Source organism: Streptomyces sp. NPDC051219 (assembly GCF_040682335.1).
Lineage (GTDB): Bacteria > Actinomycetota > Actinomycetes > Streptomycetales > Streptomycetaceae > Streptomyces.
The window spans coordinates 20,490-39,073 of the sequence record NZ_JBFBAS010000005.1; the positions used below are offsets into that span (position 1 = coordinate 20,490).

Annotated in this window: 17 protein-coding genes; 3 read left to right on the top strand and 14 right to left on the bottom strand. The window is 72.2% G+C overall.

Annotated features, from left to right (window positions below):
- Positions 1–211: 211 nt before the first annotated feature.
- The 8 genes from AB0M62_RS08395 to infC form a co-directional block, all read right to left on the bottom strand.
- Positions 212–1,276, bottom strand: a complete 1,065-nt coding sequence (locus tag AB0M62_RS08395) for a PP2C family protein-serine/threonine phosphatase (RefSeq protein ID WP_366073336.1) — start codon at positions 1,274–1,276, stop codon at positions 212–214.
- Between the two features lie 208 nt (positions 1,277–1,484).
- Positions 1,485–4,040 (bottom strand): phenylalanine--tRNA ligase subunit beta, encoded by a 2,556-nt coding sequence (gene pheT, locus AB0M62_RS08400; protein WP_366073337.1) that lies wholly within the window; start codon positions 4,038–4,040, stop codon positions 1,485–1,487.
- The gene (gene pheS / locus AB0M62_RS08405; RefSeq protein ID WP_366073338.1) at positions 4,040–5,167 is read right to left on the bottom strand and encodes a phenylalanine--tRNA ligase subunit alpha; all 1,128 of its coding nucleotides are present in this window, start codon (positions 5,165–5,167) and stop codon (positions 4,040–4,042) included. Before pheS ends, pheT begins: the two co-directional genes overlap by 1 nt.
- Before the next feature lie 124 nt (positions 5,168–5,291).
- The gene (locus tag AB0M62_RS08410; RefSeq protein ID WP_366073339.1) at positions 5,292–6,422 is read right to left on the bottom strand and encodes an ATP-binding protein; all 1,131 of its coding nucleotides are present in this window, start codon (positions 6,420–6,422) and stop codon (positions 5,292–5,294) included.
- 57 nt (positions 6,423–6,479) lie between these two features.
- The gene (locus AB0M62_RS08415; protein WP_366073340.1) at positions 6,480–7,337 is read right to left on the bottom strand and encodes an RNA methyltransferase; all 858 of its coding nucleotides are present in this window, start codon (positions 7,335–7,337) and stop codon (positions 6,480–6,482) included.
- A 123-nt stretch (positions 7,338–7,460) separates the two neighbouring features.
- The gene (gene rplT, locus AB0M62_RS08420) at positions 7,461–7,847 is read right to left on the bottom strand and encodes a 50S ribosomal protein L20 (RefSeq protein WP_366073342.1); all 387 of its coding nucleotides are present in this window, start codon (positions 7,845–7,847) and stop codon (positions 7,461–7,463) included.
- Positions 7,848–7,947: 100 nt separating this feature from the next.
- A complete protein-coding gene (gene rpmI, locus AB0M62_RS08425; protein WP_005319593.1) occupies positions 7,948–8,142 on the bottom strand; it encodes a 50S ribosomal protein L35 in 195 nt (64 codons plus the stop codon).
- A 103-nt stretch (positions 8,143–8,245) separates the two neighbouring features.
- Positions 8,246–8,905 (bottom strand): translation initiation factor IF-3, encoded by a 660-nt coding sequence (gene infC, locus AB0M62_RS08430; RefSeq protein ID WP_366073344.1) that lies wholly within the window; start codon positions 8,903–8,905, stop codon positions 8,246–8,248.
- 363 nt (positions 8,906–9,268) lie between these two features.
- On the opposite strand from infC, the gene AB0M62_RS08435 reads away from it, so the two are divergent.
- Entirely contained in the window at positions 9,269–9,664 is a 396-nt protein-coding gene (locus tag AB0M62_RS08435) for a DUF1844 domain-containing protein (RefSeq protein WP_366073345.1), read from the top strand.
- Positions 9,665–9,783: 119 nt separating this feature from the next.
- Here AB0M62_RS08435 and AB0M62_RS08440 read toward each other — a convergent pair whose 3' ends face one another.
- Complete coding sequence (locus tag AB0M62_RS08440; protein ID WP_366073346.1) at positions 9,784–10,521, bottom strand: SseB family protein; 738 nt, start codon at positions 10,519–10,521, stop codon at positions 9,784–9,786.
- A 76-nt stretch (positions 10,522–10,597) separates the two neighbouring features.
- Between AB0M62_RS08440 and AB0M62_RS08445 the strand changes: the two genes are divergently transcribed.
- Positions 10,598–11,326, top strand: a complete 729-nt coding sequence (locus AB0M62_RS08445) for a serine hydrolase (protein ID WP_366073348.1) — start codon at positions 10,598–10,600, stop codon at positions 11,324–11,326.
- On the opposite strand, the gene mycP is transcribed toward AB0M62_RS08445, so the two are convergent.
- Positions 11,301–12,470, bottom strand: a complete 1,170-nt coding sequence (mycP, locus tag AB0M62_RS08450) for a type VII secretion-associated serine protease mycosin (protein ID WP_366073349.1) — start codon at positions 12,468–12,470, stop codon at positions 11,301–11,303. The two genes, AB0M62_RS08445 and mycP, sit on opposite strands and share 26 nt — an antisense overlap.
- Positions 12,467–13,291, bottom strand: a complete 825-nt coding sequence (locus AB0M62_RS08455) for a hypothetical protein (RefSeq protein WP_366073539.1) — start codon at positions 13,289–13,291, stop codon at positions 12,467–12,469. The genes mycP and AB0M62_RS08455 overlap by 4 nt, the downstream gene beginning before the upstream one ends.
- Positions 13,292–14,027: 736 nt before the next feature.
- Between AB0M62_RS08455 and AB0M62_RS08460 the strand changes: the two genes are divergently transcribed.
- A complete protein-coding gene (locus tag AB0M62_RS08460; RefSeq protein ID WP_366073350.1) occupies positions 14,028–15,230 on the top strand; it encodes an amino acid deaminase/aldolase in 1,203 nt (400 codons plus the stop codon).
- A gap of 71 nt (positions 15,231–15,301) precedes the next feature.
- Here AB0M62_RS08460 and AB0M62_RS08465 read toward each other — a convergent pair whose 3' ends face one another.
- The 3 genes from AB0M62_RS08465 to AB0M62_RS08475 all read right to left on the bottom strand — a co-directional run bounded on the left by AB0M62_RS08465 (position 15,302) and on the right by AB0M62_RS08475 (position 18,576).
- Positions 15,302–16,216 carry a DUF2510 domain-containing protein gene (locus tag AB0M62_RS08465; protein ID WP_366073351.1) on the bottom strand — a complete coding sequence of 305 codons (915 nt, stop codon included), beginning with the start codon at positions 16,214–16,216 and terminating at the stop codon, positions 15,302–15,304.
- Between the two features lie 128 nt (positions 16,217–16,344).
- Positions 16,345–17,130 carry a 3-oxoacyl-ACP reductase gene (locus tag AB0M62_RS08470; protein WP_366073352.1) on the bottom strand — a complete coding sequence of 262 codons (786 nt, stop codon included), beginning with the start codon at positions 17,128–17,130 and terminating at the stop codon, positions 16,345–16,347.
- A 3-nt stretch (positions 17,131–17,133) separates the two neighbouring features.
- Positions 17,134–18,576: an aldehyde dehydrogenase family protein gene (locus AB0M62_RS08475; RefSeq protein WP_366073353.1), complete on the bottom strand. Its 1,443-nt coding sequence runs from the start codon at positions 18,574–18,576 to the stop codon at positions 17,134–17,136.
- Between the last annotated feature and the right edge of the window lie 8 nt (positions 18,577–18,584).

An 18,584-nucleotide genomic window follows, 5' to 3' on the forward strand; every position in this document is an offset into this window, starting at 1 on the left:
TCGCACGGGGTGTGAACTCAATGCCCGCATAAGTGCGCCGTGCGCTCTCCCGCGCCGGGGCGTGGATCGGTTGACTGAAACGCCTCGAAAGAGGTGGCCGGGCCGCCGGCTCCCCCTCGTACAGTGCGGCGGCCCGCTTCTGCGTCGTCTGTCCTGCTGTCTGCCCGACACTCCGCGGCAGGACAGGCGGCGCCCGTCAGGCCGTCGCTGTTCAGGCTCCATGGGGAGTCGGTGCCCGGCGCACTGCAAGCCCACCCGGCTGCGCGGGCACCAGGCGGCGGTCGTTGCGCAGGACCAGCAGGGCGACATCGTCGGCGAGCCGCCCTCCGGTGTGACGCAACAGCGCGGCGTGCATGTCTGCGACCAGGCCCGCGGGCGATACCGGGCCGAGAGCGGCCTCGGCCAGCGCGCCGCGCAACGGGAAGTACTCCCCCGCGCGGTTGCGGGCATCCTCGGCGCCGTCGGTGTGCAGGAACAGCACCTCGCCGGGCAGCAGCCGCGTGCGCAGCTGTACGGGAACCTCGTCCGGCAGCGGGAAAGCGCCCAGTGGCGGCAACGGGTCGGCACCGATCAGCACTTCGGCACTCCCCCGCAGCCGGTACGGCCATGGGTGTCCGCAGTTCAGGGCCAGGACCCCGCCGTCCGGACCGACCTCCAGCAGTAGTACGGTCACGAACTCCTCGGACACCGGACTGTCCGGCTCCGCACCGCCGGCCGAGGGATGCTCTGCCCGGGCCCGCTCCCGCAGATGCCGGTGCAGGCCCCGTTCCATCCGGCGCAGCACCCCCGGCAGTTCCGGCTCGTCGTACGCGGCTTCGCGGAAACTGCCGAGCACGGCGGCGACCGCACTCAGCGCGCCGAGCCCGTGCCCGCGGACGTCTCCGATGACGATCCGGACGCCGTGCGGAGTGGCTACGGCCTCGTACAGGTCCCCGCCGACCGCCGCGCCACGGCTCGCGGAGAGCTGGCCCGCGGCGACGGCCAGCCCTTCGAGCCGGGCCGGCGGCGGACGCAGCAGGACCCGCTGTACCGCGCCGGCAATCTCCTGGGTGCGCCGCAACTCCCCCAGCAGACAGTGCCGTGTGCACAGCGCGACCGCAGTGGCGACCAGCAAGAAGGCCACGCAGGTAACGACCCTGGGCAGCAGCCGTTCGTGCAGGGCCGGGGGGCAGGTCAGCTCCCAGGTGACGACTGCGGCGGCCCAGGCGAGGATGAACGTCCGGCGCAGCCACGGCGCACCCGCGCGAGGAGCGCGCCACGCCCTGATACGGATCATGCCGTCGGCCCCCTCGGTCCTCTTCGGCGGATCCCCCCCGGCCCCCGCGGCCGGACCGATTCTGTCGATCGTTCGTACCCGCTCAGGTGAATCGTCTGTATTTCTCACTCAAACGAGTGAGGTGGGGGGTTCTCCCACGCCAGAGGGGCGCATCCGGTCTCCCGAATGCGCCCCTCAACAGGCATTTCGCGCCGCCGGGCGCGCCTGCTCAAGCGCCGCGCAGTGCCGCCCCGGTGCGCTCGGCGGCCAACGCCACCGCCGCGTCGCGGGCGGCCGAGGCCTCCTCGACGGTCAGCGTGCGGTCCGCCGCGCGGAAGCGCAGCGCGTACGCCAGTGACTTCCGTCCCGCACCGATCTGCTCACCCGCGAACACGTCGAACAGCCGCAGCGATTCGAGCAGTTCACCGGCGCCCTCGCGCAGCGCGGCTTCCACGTCGGCGGCCGGCACGTCGCCGGACACGACGAGAGCGACGTCCTGCGTGGCCACCGGGAACGTGGAGATCCGCGGCGCCTGGACCACGCCTGCACCGGCCCGCTCCAGGCGGTCCAGGTCCAGCTCCATCGCGCTGGTGCGCGCGGGCAGGCTCAGCGCCTTGACAACGCGCGGGTGCAGCTCGCCGGCGAAGCCGACGCGCTGCTCCTCCCCGTCGATGACGACGGCCAGCTCGGCACAGCGGCCCGGGTGCCACGGTCCGTACTGCCCCTGCCGGACGATCAGTTCGGCACTCGCCTCGCGTGCGAGCGTACGGGCGGCTTCGACGGCGTCGGCCCACTCGGCCGGACGGCCGTTGCCCCACCAGCCGGCCTGCTCACGCGCACCGGCCAGCACGACCGCGGCGTGCCGCGGCTGCTCCGGCAGAGCGGCGTCGAGCGTAGCGATCTCCTCGTCGGTCGGACGGCGGTCGACCGGCAGCCGCACCGCGACGCCCGCCTCCTCACCCGCCCGGAAGACCAGGCCGGTCTCGAAGAGGGCGAGGTCGTGGCTGCCGCGGCTGTCGTTGCGGCGCAGGGCGCCGAGGAGGCCCGGCAGCAGCGCGGTGCGCAGTGCGGGCTCCTCGTCGGAGAGCGGGTTGACCAGCTTGACCACGCGGCGGCAGGTGTCGTCCGCACGGATGTTCAGCTGGTCGAAGACCTGCTCGCCGATGAACGGGTAGTTCAGCGCCTCGACGTAGCCGGCGCCGGCCAGCGCGCGGCCGATCCGCCGGTGCAGCCGCTGCCGCTCGGTGAGCCCGCGGCCGGAGGGCGGCGTCGGGAGGGTGGACGGCAGGTTGGAGTAGCCCTCAAGCCGGATGACCTCCTCGGCGAGGTCGTTCGGCTCGTTGAGGTCGGGACGCCAGGACGGCACGGTGACGACGAGCTCGTCCTGACCGTAGACGTCGCAGCCCACTTCCTGGAGGCGGCGTACGACGGTCTCGCGGCCGTAGTCGACACCGGCCACGCGGTCCGGGTGGTCCGCGCGCATGGCGATCGTGCGTGGCGCGGACGGCGCCACGACCGCGGTGACGCCGGCCTCGGCGGTGCCGCCCGCGAGCAGCACCAGCAGGTCGACGGTCCGCTGAGCGGCGGCAGCCGCGGCCTGCGGGTCCACTCCGCGCTCGAAGCGCTTGGACGCCTCGGAGGACAGCTTGTGGCGTCGGGCGGTGCGCGAGATCGACAGCGCGTCGAAGTGCGCGGCTTCGATGACGACCTCGGTGGTGCCGTAGATCTGGCCGGTCTCAGGGTCCGTGACGGAGTCGGCGATCTCGGTGTTGGCGCCGCCCATGACACCCGCGAGACCGATCGGCCCGCGGTCGTCGGTGATCACCAGGTCGCCGGCGTCCAGCACACGCTTGGTGCCGTCCAGGGTGGTGAACTTCTCCCCCTGCTCGGCTCTGCGCACACCGATCGCCCCGGCGATCCGGGTCCGGTCGTAGGCGTGCAGCGGCTGGCCGAGTTCAAGCATCACGTAGTTGGTGACGTCGACGGCGAGCGAGATCGGGCGCATCCCGGCCTTCTGCAGACGCCGCCGCAGCCACATAGGGGAGCGTGCCTCGGGCTCGAGGCCCGTGACCGTACGCGCGGTGAAGAGGTCGCAGCCCTGCGGGTCGGAGATCTTCACCGGGTAGCCGTACGAGTTGGGCGCGGGAACGTCCAGCAGCGCCGGGTCGCGCAACGGCAGCCCGTACGCGGTGGCGGTCTCGCGGGCCACCCCTCGCATGGAGAGGCAGTAGCCGCGGTCCGGGGTGACGGCGATGTCGAGCACCTCGTCGACCAGCTCCAGGACCTCGATCGCGTCGGTGCCCGGCTCGTACTCCCGCGGCAGCACGATGATGCCGCCCGAACCTCCCCCGGACTCCGTCAGGGGGGACCCCCAGTCGCCCATGCCCAGCTCGTCACCGGAGCAGATCATGCCGTGCGAGGTCCTGCCGTACGTCTGGCGCGCGGCGATGGCGAAGTCGCCGGGCAGCACCGCCCCGGGCAGCACCACGACGACCTTGTCGCCGACGGAGAAGTTGCGGGCACCGCAGACGATCTCCTGCGGCTCGCCGGTGCCGTTTGCGGCGCCGACGTCGACGGTGCAGAAGCGGATCGGCTTCTTGAAGCCCTCCAGCTCCTCGATGGTCAGCACCTGGCCGACGACCAGGGGGCCCTTGAGGCCGGCGCCGAGCTGCTCGACGCGCTCGACCTCCAGACCGGCGTCGACAAGTTTGGCCTGTACGTCGCGACCGGTCTCACCGGCCGGCAGGTCGACGTACTCCCGCAGCCAGGAAAGCGGGACCCGCATCAGATCTCCATCCCGAACGGCCGGGTGAACCGGACGTCACCCTCGACCATGTCTCGCATGTCTTCGACATTGTGGCGGAACATCAGCATCCGCTCGATGCCGAACCCGAAGGCGAATCCGCTGTACTTCTCGGGGTCCACACCGCAGGCGATGAGGACCTTCGGATTGACCATGCCGCAGCCGCCGAGCTCGATCCAGCCTTCGCTGGAGCAGGTGCGGCACGGGCGGTCGGGGTTGCCCACCGACTCACCACGGCACACGTAGCACTGCATGTCCATCTCGGCGGAAGGCTCGGTGAACGGGAAGAAGTTCGGGCGCAGCCGTGTGGTCATGTCCTTGCCGAAGAGCGCCTGGACCATGTGGTCGAGGGTGCCCTTGAGGTCGGCCATGGTCAGGCCCTCGTCCACGGCGAGCAGCTCGATCTGGTGGAAGACCGGGGTGTGCGTCGCGTCCAGCTCATCGGTGCGGTAGACCCGCCCCGGGCAGACGACGTAGACGGGCGGCTCCCGGTCGAGCAGGGACCGGGCCTGGACCGGAGAGGTGTGCGTACGCAGCACGACGCCGGACTCGTCGCCCTCGGTCCCCTTGGGGCCCTGGACGAAGAAGGTGTCCTGCATCTGGCGTGCCGGGTGGTCGGGCGTGAAGTTGAGGGCGTCGAAGTTGAACCACTCCGCCTCGACCTCGGGGCCTTCCGCGACCTCGTACCCCATGGCGACGAAGATGTCCGCGATGCGGTCCATCAGTGTCGTCAGCGGGTGGCGGGCGCCGGCGGGCGTGCGGTCGTACGGCAGCGTGACGTCCACCGCCTCCTCGACCAGCACACGCTCGTCGCGCTCGGCCTCGAGCTCCGCCTGCCGGGCCGCGAACGCCTTGTTCACGGCGCCGCGGGCCTGGCCGACACGCTTGCCCGCGTCCGCCTTGGCGTGCGGCGGCAGGGCGCCGATCTCGCGGTTGGCGAGCGCGAGCGGCGAGCGGTCGCCCATGTGGGCGGGCTTGGCCTCGCGGAGCGCGTCGAGGTCGCCCGCGGCGGTGAAGGCGGCGAGCGCCTCGTCCCGCATGCGCTCGATCTCTTCCGGTTTCAGTGCCTCGACCTCAACAGGGTCGTACGACTTGTTCGGTGCCGACATCTCTTCCCGTACTTCCGATTGGCTGGCTGGCGGTCCAAGCTCGACGACAAGGACGCAAAGGTGCCAAAGGTCGAGTCTAAGGCCGCAGGGGGTCGAAGAAGCCCGCGGGCCGCTCCGGCGAGGCTCAAGTGAGATATGCCGGTGCGCTCACGGGCAGAGTAAATCGGAATTCGGCGCCGCCGACGGGGGCCCGGCCGACCGTGATCGTGCCGCCGTGCGCTTCGACGATGCCCTTGACGATGTACAGGCCGAGTCCTGTGCCGCCGCGTTTGCTGCCCCGCCAGAAGCGGGTGAAGACACGGCCCATCGACTCCTCGGGGATGCCGGGGCCTTCGTCGCTCACGGTGACGGCCGTTCCCTTCGCTGGATTCTCGGCGACCCTGACGTGGGCAGGTGCCACCTCGATGGTGACCGTTCCCTCGCCGTGCCGCACGGCATTTTCCAGCAGGTTCCCCAGCACCTGGTCGACTTTGTCAGGGTCGGCCCAGAGATCGGGCAGCGGCTGGAGGATCCGGACCAGGAAGCGGTCCGGCGACTGGCCGTTCGCGGTCAGCGCCTGGATATGGCGGCCGACGGCCGAGGCGATGTCCACGGGCTGGCGGCGCAGCTCCAGCCGGCCGGAGTCGATCCGGGAGATGTCGAGCAGCTCGGCGATCAGCCGGGTGACGCGGTTGGCGTCGGCGTCGACGGTCTCCAGCATCAGCCGCTTCTGGTCGTCGGTGAACCGCTCCCACTTGGCAAGCAGAGTCGCCGTGAAACCCTTGACCGAGGTCAGCGGGGAGCGCAGTTCATGGGCGACGGTGGCGATGAGCTCGGCATGGCTGCGCTCGGTGCGGCGCCGTGCCTCGGTGCCGCGCAGCGAGACCACGAGCCGGCGGACCGGCCCGGTGGGGCGTTCCCGGACGTACCGGGCGGCGACCAGGACCTCACGGCCGCCCGGCAGCAGCAGATTGCGCTCCGGCTGCCCCGCCCGGATGGCGAGACCGCCGTACGGATCGGTCAGCGTCCACCAGCGGCGTCCCTCGAGGTCCTCCAGGGGCAGTGCCCGCTCGATCGGCGCCCCGAGCGCGTCGCCCCGGCGGACCGCGGTGATCCGGGCCGCGGCGGCGTTGAAGCAGATGACGCGGCCGGCCTCGTCCGCGACGACCAGGCCGTCGGGCAGATCGTCGGGGTCGATGCCAGAGCTCGCGAGGGGATCGGGCGTGCACGGCAAGGAGCCGTGCACCTCTGACGAACTGTTGGTCCCGACCGTCATGTCCCCGTACCCCACCTCTCCGAATAGCGCAGTGGGCCCCCCGAGCCCGTCACATTACTAGCTGGGGGTGACGGAGCGGCACCCTCCGGCAGCACGCTGCGCACGGGCGGACGCGTAGAGGCACACGGCGGCGGCCGTCGCGAGGTTGAGACTCTCCGCCCTGCCGTGGATCGGCACGCGTACCACCGCGTCGGCGAGTGCGCGGGTCTCCTCCGGCAGTCCCCAGGCCTCGTTGCCGAAAATCCAGGCGGTGGGGCCGCCCATGGTGCCCGCGTCCAGCTCGGTGTCCAGGTCGTCCAGGCCCGCGCCGTCGGCGGCGAGGATCCGCACCCCGGCGGCCTGCAGTCCCTGTACGGCCTGCTCCACCGGTACGCCGACGGCCACCGGCAGGTGGAAGAGCGAACCGACCGACGCCCGTACGGACTTGGGGTTGTAGAGGTCGACCGAGGCGTCGGTCAGCACGACCGCGTCGGCGCCCGCGGCGTCCGCGCAGCGCAGTACGGTGCCGGCGTTCCCGGGGTCCCGCACGTTCGCCAGGACGGCGACCAGCTTCGGACGCGCCTGCAGGATCGCCTCGAACGGCGAGTCCAGGAAGCGGCAGACCCCGACCAGGCCCTGCGGGGTCACGGTCTGCGAGACCTCGGCCAGGACGTCGTCGTGGGCCAGGTGCACCCGGACCCCGGCGGCGCGGGCCGCGTCGATGATCTCCGCGTACCGCTCGGCGGCCTCGGGCGTGGCGAACAGCTCGATCAGGGTCGGCTCGCCGTCGGCGCGGTGGGCGACGGCCTCGCGCACGGCCTGCGGTCCCTCGGCGATGAACCGGCGCTCCTTGGTGCGGAAATTGCGCCGCGCGAGCCGTCTGGCAGCGGCCACACGCGGGGAACGCGGGGAGATCAGCTCGGCGGGGGTGCCCATGGTCGGCGGCTCACTTCCGTACGTGCGAGACGGGTCGTGCGAAAAAGGGTCGTTCAACGCACCGGACCCGCAGGCGCAGGGCCTGCGGGTCCGGGCAGATGCCTCGTTGAAGAGCGGCCTGGATCAGGCGGCGGTCTTCGGGGCGTTGACGTCGCTCGGGAGCGCCTTCTGGGCGACCTCGACGAGCGCGGCGAACGCGTTGGCGTCGTTGACCGCGAGCTCGGCGAGGATCTTGCGGTCCACCTCGACGTTGGCGGCCTTCAGACCCTGGATGAGGCGGTTGTACGTCATACCGTTCTGGCGGGCAGCGGCGTTGATCCGCTGGATCCACAGCTGACGGAAGTCGCCCTTGCGCTTCTTGCGGTCGTTGTAGTTGTAGACCAGGGAGTGGGTGACCTGCTCCTTGGCCTTGCGGTACAGGCGCGAACGCTGGCCGCGGTAACCGCTGGCGGCCTCGAGAATTGCCCGGCGCTTCTTGTGGGCGTTGACTGCCCGCTTGACGCGTGCCACTTGTTAACTCCTTGTAGCGGGGCCGTGGTTGGACTCACACGACCCGGAAACGAATTGGTCCCGGTCCCGGCGCGTGCCTCCGGTCACCGGAGGCACGACGTCACTTGCCGAGAAGCTTCTTGATGGTCTTCGAGTCACCCGGGGCCATCTCGGCGTTGCCGGTGAGGCGACGCGTCAGCTTGGACGGCTTGTGCTCGAGCAGGTGGCGCTTGCCGGCGCGCTCGCGGAGCACCTTGCCGGAGCCGGTGATCTTGAAGCGCTTCTTGGCACCGCTGTGCGTCTTGTTCTTCGGCATCGCGCCGTTCTCTCCTCGTCAGTGGCGCTCCCGCCGGTCCGTGGACCGGCACGCGGAAGCGTCAGATGTGTCGGTTGATGTCCGGGGCAGGCTTGCTCCGGAATCAGGCCTCGGCCGATTCCTCGGAGGGGGCCTCCGGAGCGGAGTCCTCCACCTGGGCGGGCTGGCCCTGGCGCTCGGCCTTGCGGGCGGCCTGCGCCTCGCGGGCCTCGGCCATCGCCTCGGTCTTCTTCTTGTGCGGACCGAGAACCATGATCATGTTTCGGCCGTCCTGCTTCGGGTTCGACTCGATGAACCCGAGGTCCTGGACGTCCTCGGCCAGACGCTGCAGCAGTCGGTAGCCGAGTTCCGGCCGGGACTGCTCGCGACCACGGAACATGATCGTGATCTTGACCTTGTCGCCCTGCTTGAGGAACCGAACGACGTGACCCTTCTTGGTGTCATAGTCGTGCGGGTCGATCTTCGGCCGGAGCTTCATCTCCTTGATGACCGTGTGCGCCTGGTTCTTGCGCGCCTCACGGGCCTTCATGGCCGACTCGTACTTGAACTTCCCGTAGTCCATGAGCTTGCACACGGGCGGACGGGCGGTCGCCGCGACCTCGACCAGGTCGAGGTCGTACTCCTGCGCAAGCTCCAGGGCCTTGGCAAGCGGAACAATCCCGACCTGCTCGCCGCTGGGACCGACAAGTCGCACCTCGGGAACGCGAATCCGGTCGTTGATGCGGGGCTCGGCGCTGATGGATCCTCCTCGGTAGCACCACACGACTGCCTGGCAGACAGCCGCGTAACGTCTGTTTTGTGAGACCAACCGAGCCGGAACGTCAAAAATGCCCCGGACGGGACACAGGCGGGAGCTCCTCGAATACCGGAACACCGCCGCGTACCATCGCGGGGCGCGCATCGGGCGGCTCCATCGTCCGTACGGAACGATGGGCGCCGCCTGACCGGTGACCCGCCGCCCTGAGGACGGCCAGGTGGGAGATCGGAGCCTCCACTTGTGGGCCGGACACATGCGTGTCCAGCCGGTCGTTACACCAGCATACCAGTGACCGGGGGCGCGTCCCACTCGGGCGAGTGCGGGCCATAGGCTGGAGCGCACCGTCCACAGCAAGAAGAAGCGAGCACGATGACTACCGCAGGCGACGCCACCCCGTCCGAGCCGACTGCCCCGGCCGAGGGAGCCGGGGCCCCCGACTACGAAGAGATGACACGCGACATCGCGGACGTCCCCGCGGTCGAGGTGATCACCACGGTCGCGGTGCATCTGCTGAGCGCGGCGGCGGTCAATCTGGGGCTGGACAAGCCCGACTCCGAGCACAAGGACCTCGACGAGGCGCGGAAGCTGATCACGGCGCTGGCCGGTCTTGTCACGGCGAGCGCGACCGAGATCAGCTCCTTCCACGCCGCGCCGCTGCGCGACGGCCTGAAGTCGCTGCAGCTCGCGTTCCGCGAGGCCTCCCTTGTTCCGGACGAGCCGGGCCAGGGTCCGGGCGAGAAGTTCACGGGCCCCGTATTCGGCTGAGCGGACCGGCACGAGCGCCCCGCCGGTCTATGGTCACGCGCGGTCACGTGTGGGCGGGGGTCGCCCCCCGGGCGACGGCAGACACGGTCCCCTCTTCGTTCCGAGCCTTCGGCGGGAAGCTACCGCTCATCCCGTACGTACAGGGGCTCGCCCGGCGGGGCAGCCTCCGTCGGCAACAGGGCCAGGTCGAGGCCGCGGACCAGGCGGGCGCGCAGGACCTCGTCCGCGGCGAGCACTCCGGCCACCCGCCGGGCCGCCTCGGCCGCGTCCGTGCCCGGGGCGAGGACCAGCGCCAGGATCCCGTCCGCCCGGCCGGGGCCGAGGTGGGCGCGGAGTACCCCCGGTTCGGACGCGACCGCGGACCGTACCGCCGACGTGACGGCGGGGTCGTCGAGCGGGTCGGCGCTGGTGCGGCCCTCCGCCAGGGCCCGCAGCGCGGAACCGGTGAGCTGGAACGGGACCGGGCCCGCCAGATCGAGCACCACGGTGTCCGCCCCTTCGTGCGCGGCGGCCTGGAGAGCCTGGTGCAGCGGTACGGCGACGGGGCGGGCCTGCGGGTCCCAGCGGGCAAGCGACTCGGTCGAGGTGAAGGCGGGCAGTGCCCGGCGGTCCCCGGCCGTAAGGGTGGGGACCGCCATGTCGCTGGTCTTCTCCCGGCGCAGCCCGTCGGAACCCTCCTCGACCTCGCCGAGCACAGCCACGACGGGCACCAGGAGGCGCGCACCGGCCAGCGCCCTGAGCACTTCGGGCTCGGCCGTTCTGTCCTCGCCCCAGGCGGCGAGAGCCGCGCTCAGCCGCGGGTCGGCGGAGCCGTCGTCGTCGGAGAAACCGGGGTCGGGAATGTTCTTCTGCGCCACAATGACCCGACCTTATAGGTCCGGCGGGTACACACGTCCCGGCGGGCCCCGAGACCCGGTGCTGGAGGAGGCCGCGGTGGATCACGACCGGATGCCGGGCGTGCGTATCGGCGCGCTTTCCGTGCCGGACGGCGTCCGGGTGTCGGTGGCGGTCCGCGACGTCGGATCGGCGATCGCCGCGACCTACGGGGAGGGCTCGTTCGACACCGCGAGCATCGTGAAGGTGGACATCCTCGCCGCGTTGCTGGTGCAGGCCGAGGACGCCGGGCGGGGCCTCACACCGCAGGAGAGGGCCGCCGCAGACGCCATGATCCGGCTCAGCGACAACGCCGCTGCCACGGAGCTCTGGAGGGTGATCGGGGGCGCGGACGGGCTGACGGCCGCTCATGCGAGGCTCGGTCTTGTCGCGACCGATCCCGCTCCGAGCGGCGCATGGGGGCTCACCCGGACCACGGCCGGGGACCGGCTCACACTGCTGGAGGCAGTGTTCGGCGCCGGACCGGCGCTGAACGCGCCCTCCCGTACGTACATCCAGGACCTCATGGCACGCTCCGCGGCCGGTCAGGACTGGGGGGTGTCCGCCGCCGGGCCGTCGTACGCGCTGAAGAACGGCTGGCTGCCGCGGACCGCCACCGGGCTCTGGGTCGTGAACAGCACCGGCCGGGTCACGACGGAAGACGGCCGGACCTGTCTGGTCGCCGTGCTCTCCGACGGCAACGCGGACCTGGCGGCCGGCGTCTCGCTGGTGGAAGCCGCCGCCCGGGCCTCGGTCGGCGCGGTCAGCGCGGCCGGCCGGACGTCCTGACGCCGCCTCGCCACAACAGCACGGCGCCGGCGAGCAGCACCGCGCCGAGGCCGCCCGCCACGGGGGCGAGCCAGCCGGCCGGCTCGTCGGCCTCACGGCCCTGCTCCGGGCCCGGCCCGAAGAACTGCCGGCCGTAGGCGGCGGAGGCGGGCTTCAGCCCGGTCGGCTTCAGCTTCGCGCCGGCCCGGATCGCGGCCGCGGGGTCGACGAGGCCGTGGCCGCGCGCGTCGTCGCGGCCGCCCTGCGGAGAGTTGCGCGCGGTGTCCGCGAGGAGCTCCTTGACCTGCGCTGGGGTCAGGTCCGGGTGCGCGGAGCGGACGAGTGCGACGGCGCCGGAGACGAACGCGGCGGCGGCGCTGGTGCCCCAGCCCTCGTAGTAACGGCGGTCGGGGTCGGCGATGACCACGTCGACGCCCGGGGCGCTGACGGTGGCGTACCACCGCCGGGTGGAGAAGGAGGCCTTGGTGCCGTAGCGGTCGACGGCGGTCACCGCGATCACACCGGGGTAGGCGGCCGGGTAGGAGATGTGGTCGCCGTCCTCGCCGCCGTTGCCTGCCGACGCGACGACGACCGCGCCCTTGCTCAGGGCGTACTGGACGGCCGCGTCCTCCGCGGCCTCGGGGTGGGCGGACTTGCTGTCGTCACCGAGGGACAGGTTGATCACGTCGGCGCCGTTGTCGGCCGCCCAGCGGATGCCGTCGGCGAGGGCGCTGCCCTTGGAGTTGCGGGCCTTCGTACGTGCCGGGTCGCCCTCCTCGAGGATCACCCGCACCGGAAGGATCTTCGCCTCGGGCGCGATGCCGACGACACCGTCGGTCCGGCCGGGGCCGTGTCCGTGGGCCGCGATGATGCCTGCCATCGCGGTGCCGTGCCGGGCCCACGGGCGGTCGCCGCGCCGGGCGCCGAAACCGATGAGGTCCTTGCCGGGGAGCACCTGCCCGGCAAGGTCCGGGTGGAGGTCGTCCACACCGGTGTCCAGCACCGCGACGGTGATGCCCTCGCCCTCGGTCGTGCGCCAGGCCTGCTCGGTGTGCATGGCGTCGAGCGCCCACTGCCGGGAGCGGATGCCGTCCGCGTGGGCGGGGGTGCCGGCCAGCAGCACCAGCCCTGCGGCAAGGGCCGCGACGAGGCGGCGGGCGGTCATCTGGGCTCCTCCGAAGGCGTGCTGACGGTCTTGCGCAGGGCCCGTTCGACCCGGTCCGCGATGCCCTTCGCCTCGTGGCCCAGGCCGGCCTGGGCGGGTGCCGCGGTCGCGCCGGGGGTCATGGCCCGCCCGGCCGGCTGCGGATCGGTGACGGCACGGCCGTCCGCGAATCCGGCGACCGCGAAGACCACCACCGGGGCGTCGGTCAGAACGCTCATCGTCCAGCTCGCGCGCTGCTGATCGCCGAAGCCGGCGGCGACGGTGCCCTTCACCGCGTACGGGCGGGGCATGAGGTCCGGACGGTCGGCGAGCTTCTCCTTGGCGAACCGGCTGCGCAGGGCTGCCATGGCCGTCGCGTCGGCCTGGGTGAAGACCATGCCGACGGTGGTCACGCTGCTGCTGGACGCGTCGGTGTACGTCGCGCGCAGCAGGCGGGTGCAGCCGACGGGTTCGAGGGCGGTGAGAAGGAGCGGGTCCAGGGCGGTGGCACAGCCGCCGTCCGGGGCGACGGCCACCCGGGTCCAGGTCCGGTCGGCGCCGCCGGGGCCCGCACCGTCGCCGGTGAGGGTGCGTGGGAAGAGCGCGTCGACGGGGGCGCTGTGCCAGAGGGCGGCGGCGCGTTCGTACCCGGCGACGGCGGCAGGCTCCGCCGCGGAGTCGCCGGTCAGCCAGCTGCCGGTGACGGCGCCGCCGATGAGCCCGAGCCCCATCACGACGCATGCGGCGGCGGCAGCGGCCCTGGCGGGATGCCGGGTGCGGACGGGACGCAGCCGGGTGGTGGTCTCGACGGGTGTCTCGGGGCGCGGTTGAGGAGCGCCCAGGTAGGGACCCCGGGCCGCGGGAACACCCGGCCGGGGGGTGAGGTCGACGGTACCGACGGGCCGCCGGTGGCCCGAGGGAACGCCGGGTACCGGTCGCAACCGGGCGGTGGTCTCGACGGGACCGGGGTCCGGCGGCGGGCCCGCGGGACGGGCACCGGTCTGCGGGGTCGCGCCCACGGCCCGGTCGCCTGACGATCCCCCGGAGTCGGAGCCGTACGGCATCGGAGCGCCGGTGTCCGTCGCGACGGGGCCGCGAGAGGCCGTGGAACCGTGCGGCAGGGTCGGCGGGCGTCCCGCGCCCGCGACGACGGGCCCGCGGGGCGGGGGCGGCGGCAGCGGCGGGGTGTGCGGGGCACCGGCCGGGGCGGGCAGGTGGCCGGGCGGGCGGCTGCCGGGCACCGCGCTGTTTGCGGGCCCGGCGGCACGGGCGGGCGGCCGGTGGTCCGAACCGGCGGCGCCGGCGGTGGCGGCACGGGGCGCGGGCGGGTCGATGGGCCGCGGGGGCCCCGTGGTGGTCCATTCCGGCGGGAGGGCGGGGCCCGGGCGTCGTGCTTCGGTGCTCATCCGCCCCCCGTTTCGTCGCATGCCGTACTGCCCGATCCCCTTGCGGGGCAGGTTGGTTCGCGCGTCACTCTACGGGTTCGGGCAGGCCGCACGGGAACTCCCCGGCACCGCCGGGTGATCTGCCCCGATCGTCCCCCTACCCTGCGGTAATCAGGTCTGGCAAGCTGCGGCCATGACACCCCGCGCTGCCGACCGGGACCGGTACGACCGGGCCACCGTCCATCTCGACGCGCCCATCGCCGTCGTCGATCTGGAGGCCTTCGACGCCAACGCGGCCGACCTCGTGCGGCGGGCGGGCGGGAAGCCGGTCCGGCTGGCGAGCAAGTCCGTACGCTGCCGGGCGCTGCTGGAGCGCGTACTGGGGCAGGACGGGTTCGCCGGGATCATGTCGTTCACGCTGGCCGAGTCGCTGTGGCTGGCCCGGTCCGGCTTCGACGACGTACTGCTGGCCTATCCGTCCGCGGACCGCGCCGGTTACGCCGAGCTGGCCGCCGATCCGAAACTCGCCGCCGCCGTGACCGTGATGATCGACGATCCGGCGCAGCTGGAGCTGATCGACCGGGCCCGCGACGGCGGCAAGGAGGAGGTACGGGTCTGCCTGGAGCTGGACACGTCGCTGCGGCTGCTCGGCGGGCGTGTGCGGATAGGAGCGCTCCGGTCGCCGCTCCACGCCCCCGCCCAGCTGGCGGAGCTGGCTCGCTCGATCGCCCGGCGCCCCGGCTTCCGGCTGGTGGGGATCATGGCGTACGAAGGCCATGTGGCCGGCGTCGGCGATCACGTGGCGGGCAGGCCGCTGCGTTCGCGCGTCATCCGGCTGATGCAGGCCGCGGCCCGCAAAGAGCTGGCGGCGCGCAGGGCCGAGGCCGTGCGGGCTGTCCGGACCGTGGCGCCGGACCTGGAGTTCGTCAACGGCGGCGGGACGGGCAGTGTCCAGCACACCGCCACCGAGGACGCGGTGACCGAGATCGCGGCGGGGTCGGGGCTCTACGTGCCGCGGCTGTTCGACAACTACACGTCGTTCACCGGCCGTCCCGCGGCACTGTTCGCGCAGCCGGTCGTGCGCCGGCCGGGTGTGGGCGTGGTGACGGTGCTGGGCGGGGGCTATCCGGCCTCCGGCGCGGCGGGCGCCGACCGGCTGCCGGTGCCCTGGCTGCCGGAAGGGCTGCGGTACGACGCGAAGGAGGCTGCCGGTGAAGTGCAGACTCCGCTTCTGGGGTCCGCCGCCGACGACCTGCTCATTGGCGACAGGGTCTGGTTCCGGCACGCCAAGGCCGGCGAGATGTGCGAGCGCTTCGACGAACTGCACCTGGTCGAGGGCGACCGGGTGACAGCAACCGTACCGACGTACCGTGGCGAGGGGCGCGCCTTCCTCTGACGCCTCGGACCTTGTGAGGGGTCAGGCCTTGGCAGGTGCCAAGCCTTGGGAGAGGCCAGGCCTTTCGAGGCTCAGACCTTGCTGCCCACGCCCCCGCTGCCGCTGTCCCCCGCCTGCCGGATCCCCTGGGTGATGCGGTCCATGAGGGACGGTTCGGGCCCGTCCGGTCCGGCGTCGAACGCGAAGCGGACGAGGACCATGGCCTCGGTCCCGGCGGCCGAGGGGAAGACGAGCGACTGGACGTAGCCGCCCGGTCCGGCGCCGGTGCTGACCCGCCAGCGAACCACGTGGCCCGTTCGTCCGGCGACGACCACCGGAGCCGAGGTGAGCTGCCGGTGCGAGGTGATGCCGCCGTGGACCTGCCGGTCGAGTACGTCGCGGCCGTATGCCGCCTCGGCATGGTCGGAGATGTCCTTCTCGGCGATGGCCTTCGCAGTCGTCTCGTCACCGGTCGGCGCGGTACGGGAGGTCACCTTGCCGTGCCAGCAGAACGCCGAGGAGTGGCCGGGGCATTCGTACTGGCCGACGGCCATGACGGTGGAGTCCTCGGCGATGCTGTCGGGCTTCTCCCAGCCGTCCGGGACGGGCAGGGTGATCTTGTTGAGCTGGTCGACGAGCACGGCCGCGTCGTCGGGCGGCTCAGCTCCGCCCGAAGCGCCCGGCTCACCCGGGCCGGCGCTGTTCTTTCCGTCCGGCGAGGACGCGGAAGTGCTCGGGCCGGTCGCGGTCTTCACACCGTCACCGTCGTCGTTGCCGAGCATCACCACGCCCAGCACGACCGCGGTGACCAGTACGGATCCCGCCGCGGTGAGCGCCACCAGCTTCCCGCCGCCACCGTTGCGACCGGGCGCCGGCTGCGGCTGCGGCTGCGGCGCGGGACTGTCCGGGACCCGGCTGTGGGCGGTCCAGCCGGAGCCGTCCCACCAGCGTTCGGTGCCCGGCACGCCGGGATCGGGGTACCAGCCGGGCGGGGTCGTCATGCTCATCCCGACACCCTAGGGCGTCGTATTCCGGTTGGTGGTACGTCTGCCTTCCGCGATTCCGTAGGCACCACGGCTCCCGCACGCCCGACAGCCGGGCGTATCGCGACGCCCGGCTGTGCGAGGGGAACGGCTTACACAGGAGTGACGTACGCCCCTGAGATCCCGCCGTCGACAAGGAAGTCGGTGGCGTTGATGAAGGAGGAGTCGTCGCTGGCCAAAAAGGCGACCGCGGCGGCGATCTCCTCCGCCTCGGCGAACCTGCCGACCGGGATGTGGACCAGTCGGCGCGCGGCCCGCTCGGGATCCTTCGCGAACAGTTCCTGGAGGAGCGGGGTGTTGACCGGCCCCGGGCACAGTGCGTTGACCCGGATGCCTTCGCGGGCGAACTGGACGCCAAGTTCGCGGGACATGGCCAGTACACCGCCCTTGGACGCGGTGTACGAGATCTGGCTGGTCGCCGCGCCCATGACGGCCACGAAGGAGGCGGTGTTGATGATGGATCCCCGGCCCTGCCGCTGCATGTAGGGGAGGGCTGCCTTGCAGCAGAGGTAGACGGAGGTGAGGTTGACGTCCTGGACCCGCTTCCAGGCGTCGAGCCCGGTGGTGAGGATCGAGTCGTCGTCGGGCGGCGAGATGCCGGCGTTGTTGAAGGCGATGTCCACCGAGCCGTAGGTGTCGAACGCGGTCTTGAACAGCGCCTCGACCTGCTCGGGGTCGGTGACGTCGACCCGTACGAAGGTGCCGCCGACCTCGTCGGCCGCTGCCTTGCCCGCGATTTCGTCGATGTCTCCGCAGACGACGTTCGCTCCCTCGGACGCGAGGCGGCGGGCGGTGGCCAGGCCGATGCCGCTGCCGGCGCCGGTGATGACGGCGGTACGGCCGACCAGGCGGCGGCAGACGGGAGTCTCTACGGTCATGGGTCAGGCCTCCGTGCTGATGAAGACGTTCTTGGTTTCGGTGAAAGCGGCGAGGGCGTCGGGCCCCAGCTCCCGGCCGAGTCCGGACTGCTTGTAGCCGCCGAACGGGGTCCAGTAGCGGACGCTGCTGTGGGAGTTGACCGACAGGTTCCCGGCGGCGACGGCCCGCGAGACGCGGATCGCGCGCCCCACGTCACGGGTCCAGATCGAGCCGGACAGGCCGTACTCGGTGGCGTTGGCGAGCCGGATCGCGTCGGCCTCGTCGTCGAACGGCAGGACGACGGCAACCGGTCCGAAAACCTCGTCGGTGGCGGCCGGGGCGTCCGGGGCGATGTCGGTGAGGACGGTCGGCGGGAACCAGAAGCCGGGGCCCTCGGGGGCGCTGCCCCGGATGCCCTTCAGCCCGTCGGGCACATACGACCGGACGCGCTCCAGCTGGGCCGCCGAGATCAGCGGACCCATCTGGGTCCTCTCGTCCGACGGGTCGCCGACGACCACGGACTCGATACCGGGTGCGAGGAGTTCGAGAAAGCGGTCGTACACGCCGCGTTCGACCAGGACACGGGTCCGGGCGCAGCAGTCCTGCCCGGAGTTGTCCAGGAACGACATGGGGGTGGCCGCCGCGGCGGCTTCCAGGTCGGAGTCGCCGAAGACGATGTTCGGGCTCTTGCCGCCTAGTTCAAGGGTCACGCGCTTCACGCGGTCGGCACACCTGGCCATGATCTGCTTACCCACTCCGGTGGAGCCGGTGAACACGATCTTGGCGACGCCCGGGTGCTCGACCAGCGCGTTCCCGGCGACCGCACCCGCACCCGGGAGAACCTGGAAGAGGTGCTCGGGAAGGCCTGCTTCCAGGGCCAGTCCGGCCAGGCGCAGGGCGGTCAGCGGAGTGGTCTCGGCCGGCTTGAGGAGGACCGCGTTGCCGGCCGCGAGTGCGGGAGCCGCGCCCCAGGCGGCGATTGGCATGGGGAAGTTCCAGGGCGCGATGACACCGATGACACCCAGCGGTTCCAGAAGGGTGATGTCGAGGCCGCCGGCGACCGGGATCTGGCGGCCGCTGAGCCGCTCCACTCCCCCGGCGGCGAAGTCCAGGAGATCGCGGACGTTGCCGGCCTCCCAGCGGGCGTTGCCGAGGGTATGGCCCGCCTCGCGGACTTCCAGCCGGGCGAGTTCCTCGCGGTGGTCGTCGACGACGACGGCGAAGCGGCGCAGCAGCCGCGCCCGGTCCGCGGGGGCGGCGGCCGCCCATGCGCGCTGGGCGCCGGCGGCCCGTACGACCGCGGCATCGACCTCGGTCGCGGTGGTCGCCGGGACGGTCGCGATGACCTCTTCGGTGGCCGGATTGAGGACGTGGTGCTCAGAAGCCTGGTGCTCGGAGACCCGATGCTCGGAGACCCGATGCTCGGAGACCCGATGCTCAGAAGCGTGGTGCTGGTGCGACGACAAGGCGTTCC

Coding starts and splice junctions, on each gene's coding strand:
- AB0M62_RS08395 (WP_366073336.1), bottom strand. CDS start 1,276: ATGATCCGTATCAGGGCGTGGCGCGCTCCTCGCGCGGGTGCGCCGTGG.
- pheT (WP_366073337.1), bottom strand. CDS start 4,040: ATGCGGGTCCCGCTTTCCTGGCTGCGGGAGTACGTCGACCTGCCGGCC.
- pheS (WP_366073338.1), bottom strand. CDS start 5,167: ATGTCGGCACCGAACAAGTCGTACGACCCTGTTGAGGTCGAGGCACTG.
- AB0M62_RS08410 (WP_366073339.1), bottom strand. CDS start 6,422: ATGACGGTCGGGACCAACAGTTCGTCAGAGGTGCACGGCTCCTTGCCG.
- AB0M62_RS08415 (WP_366073340.1), bottom strand. CDS start 7,337: ATGGGCACCCCCGCCGAGCTGATCTCCCCGCGTTCCCCGCGTGTGGCC.
- rpmI (WP_005319593.1), bottom strand. CDS start 8,142: ATGCCGAAGAACAAGACGCACAGCGGTGCCAAGAAGCGCTTCAAGATC.
- AB0M62_RS08435 (WP_366073345.1), top strand. CDS start 9,269: ATGACTACCGCAGGCGACGCCACCCCGTCCGAGCCGACTGCCCCGGCC.
- mycP (WP_366073349.1), bottom strand. CDS start 12,470: ATGACCGCCCGCCGCCTCGTCGCGGCCCTTGCCGCAGGGCTGGTGCTG.
- AB0M62_RS08460 (WP_366073350.1), top strand. CDS start 14,028: ATGACACCCCGCGCTGCCGACCGGGACCGGTACGACCGGGCCACCGTC.
- AB0M62_RS08465 (WP_366073351.1), bottom strand. CDS start 16,216: ATGAGCATGACGACCCCGCCCGGCTGGTACCCCGATCCCGGCGTGCCG.
- AB0M62_RS08470 (WP_366073352.1), bottom strand. CDS start 17,130: ATGACCGTAGAGACTCCCGTCTGCCGCCGCCTGGTCGGCCGTACCGCC.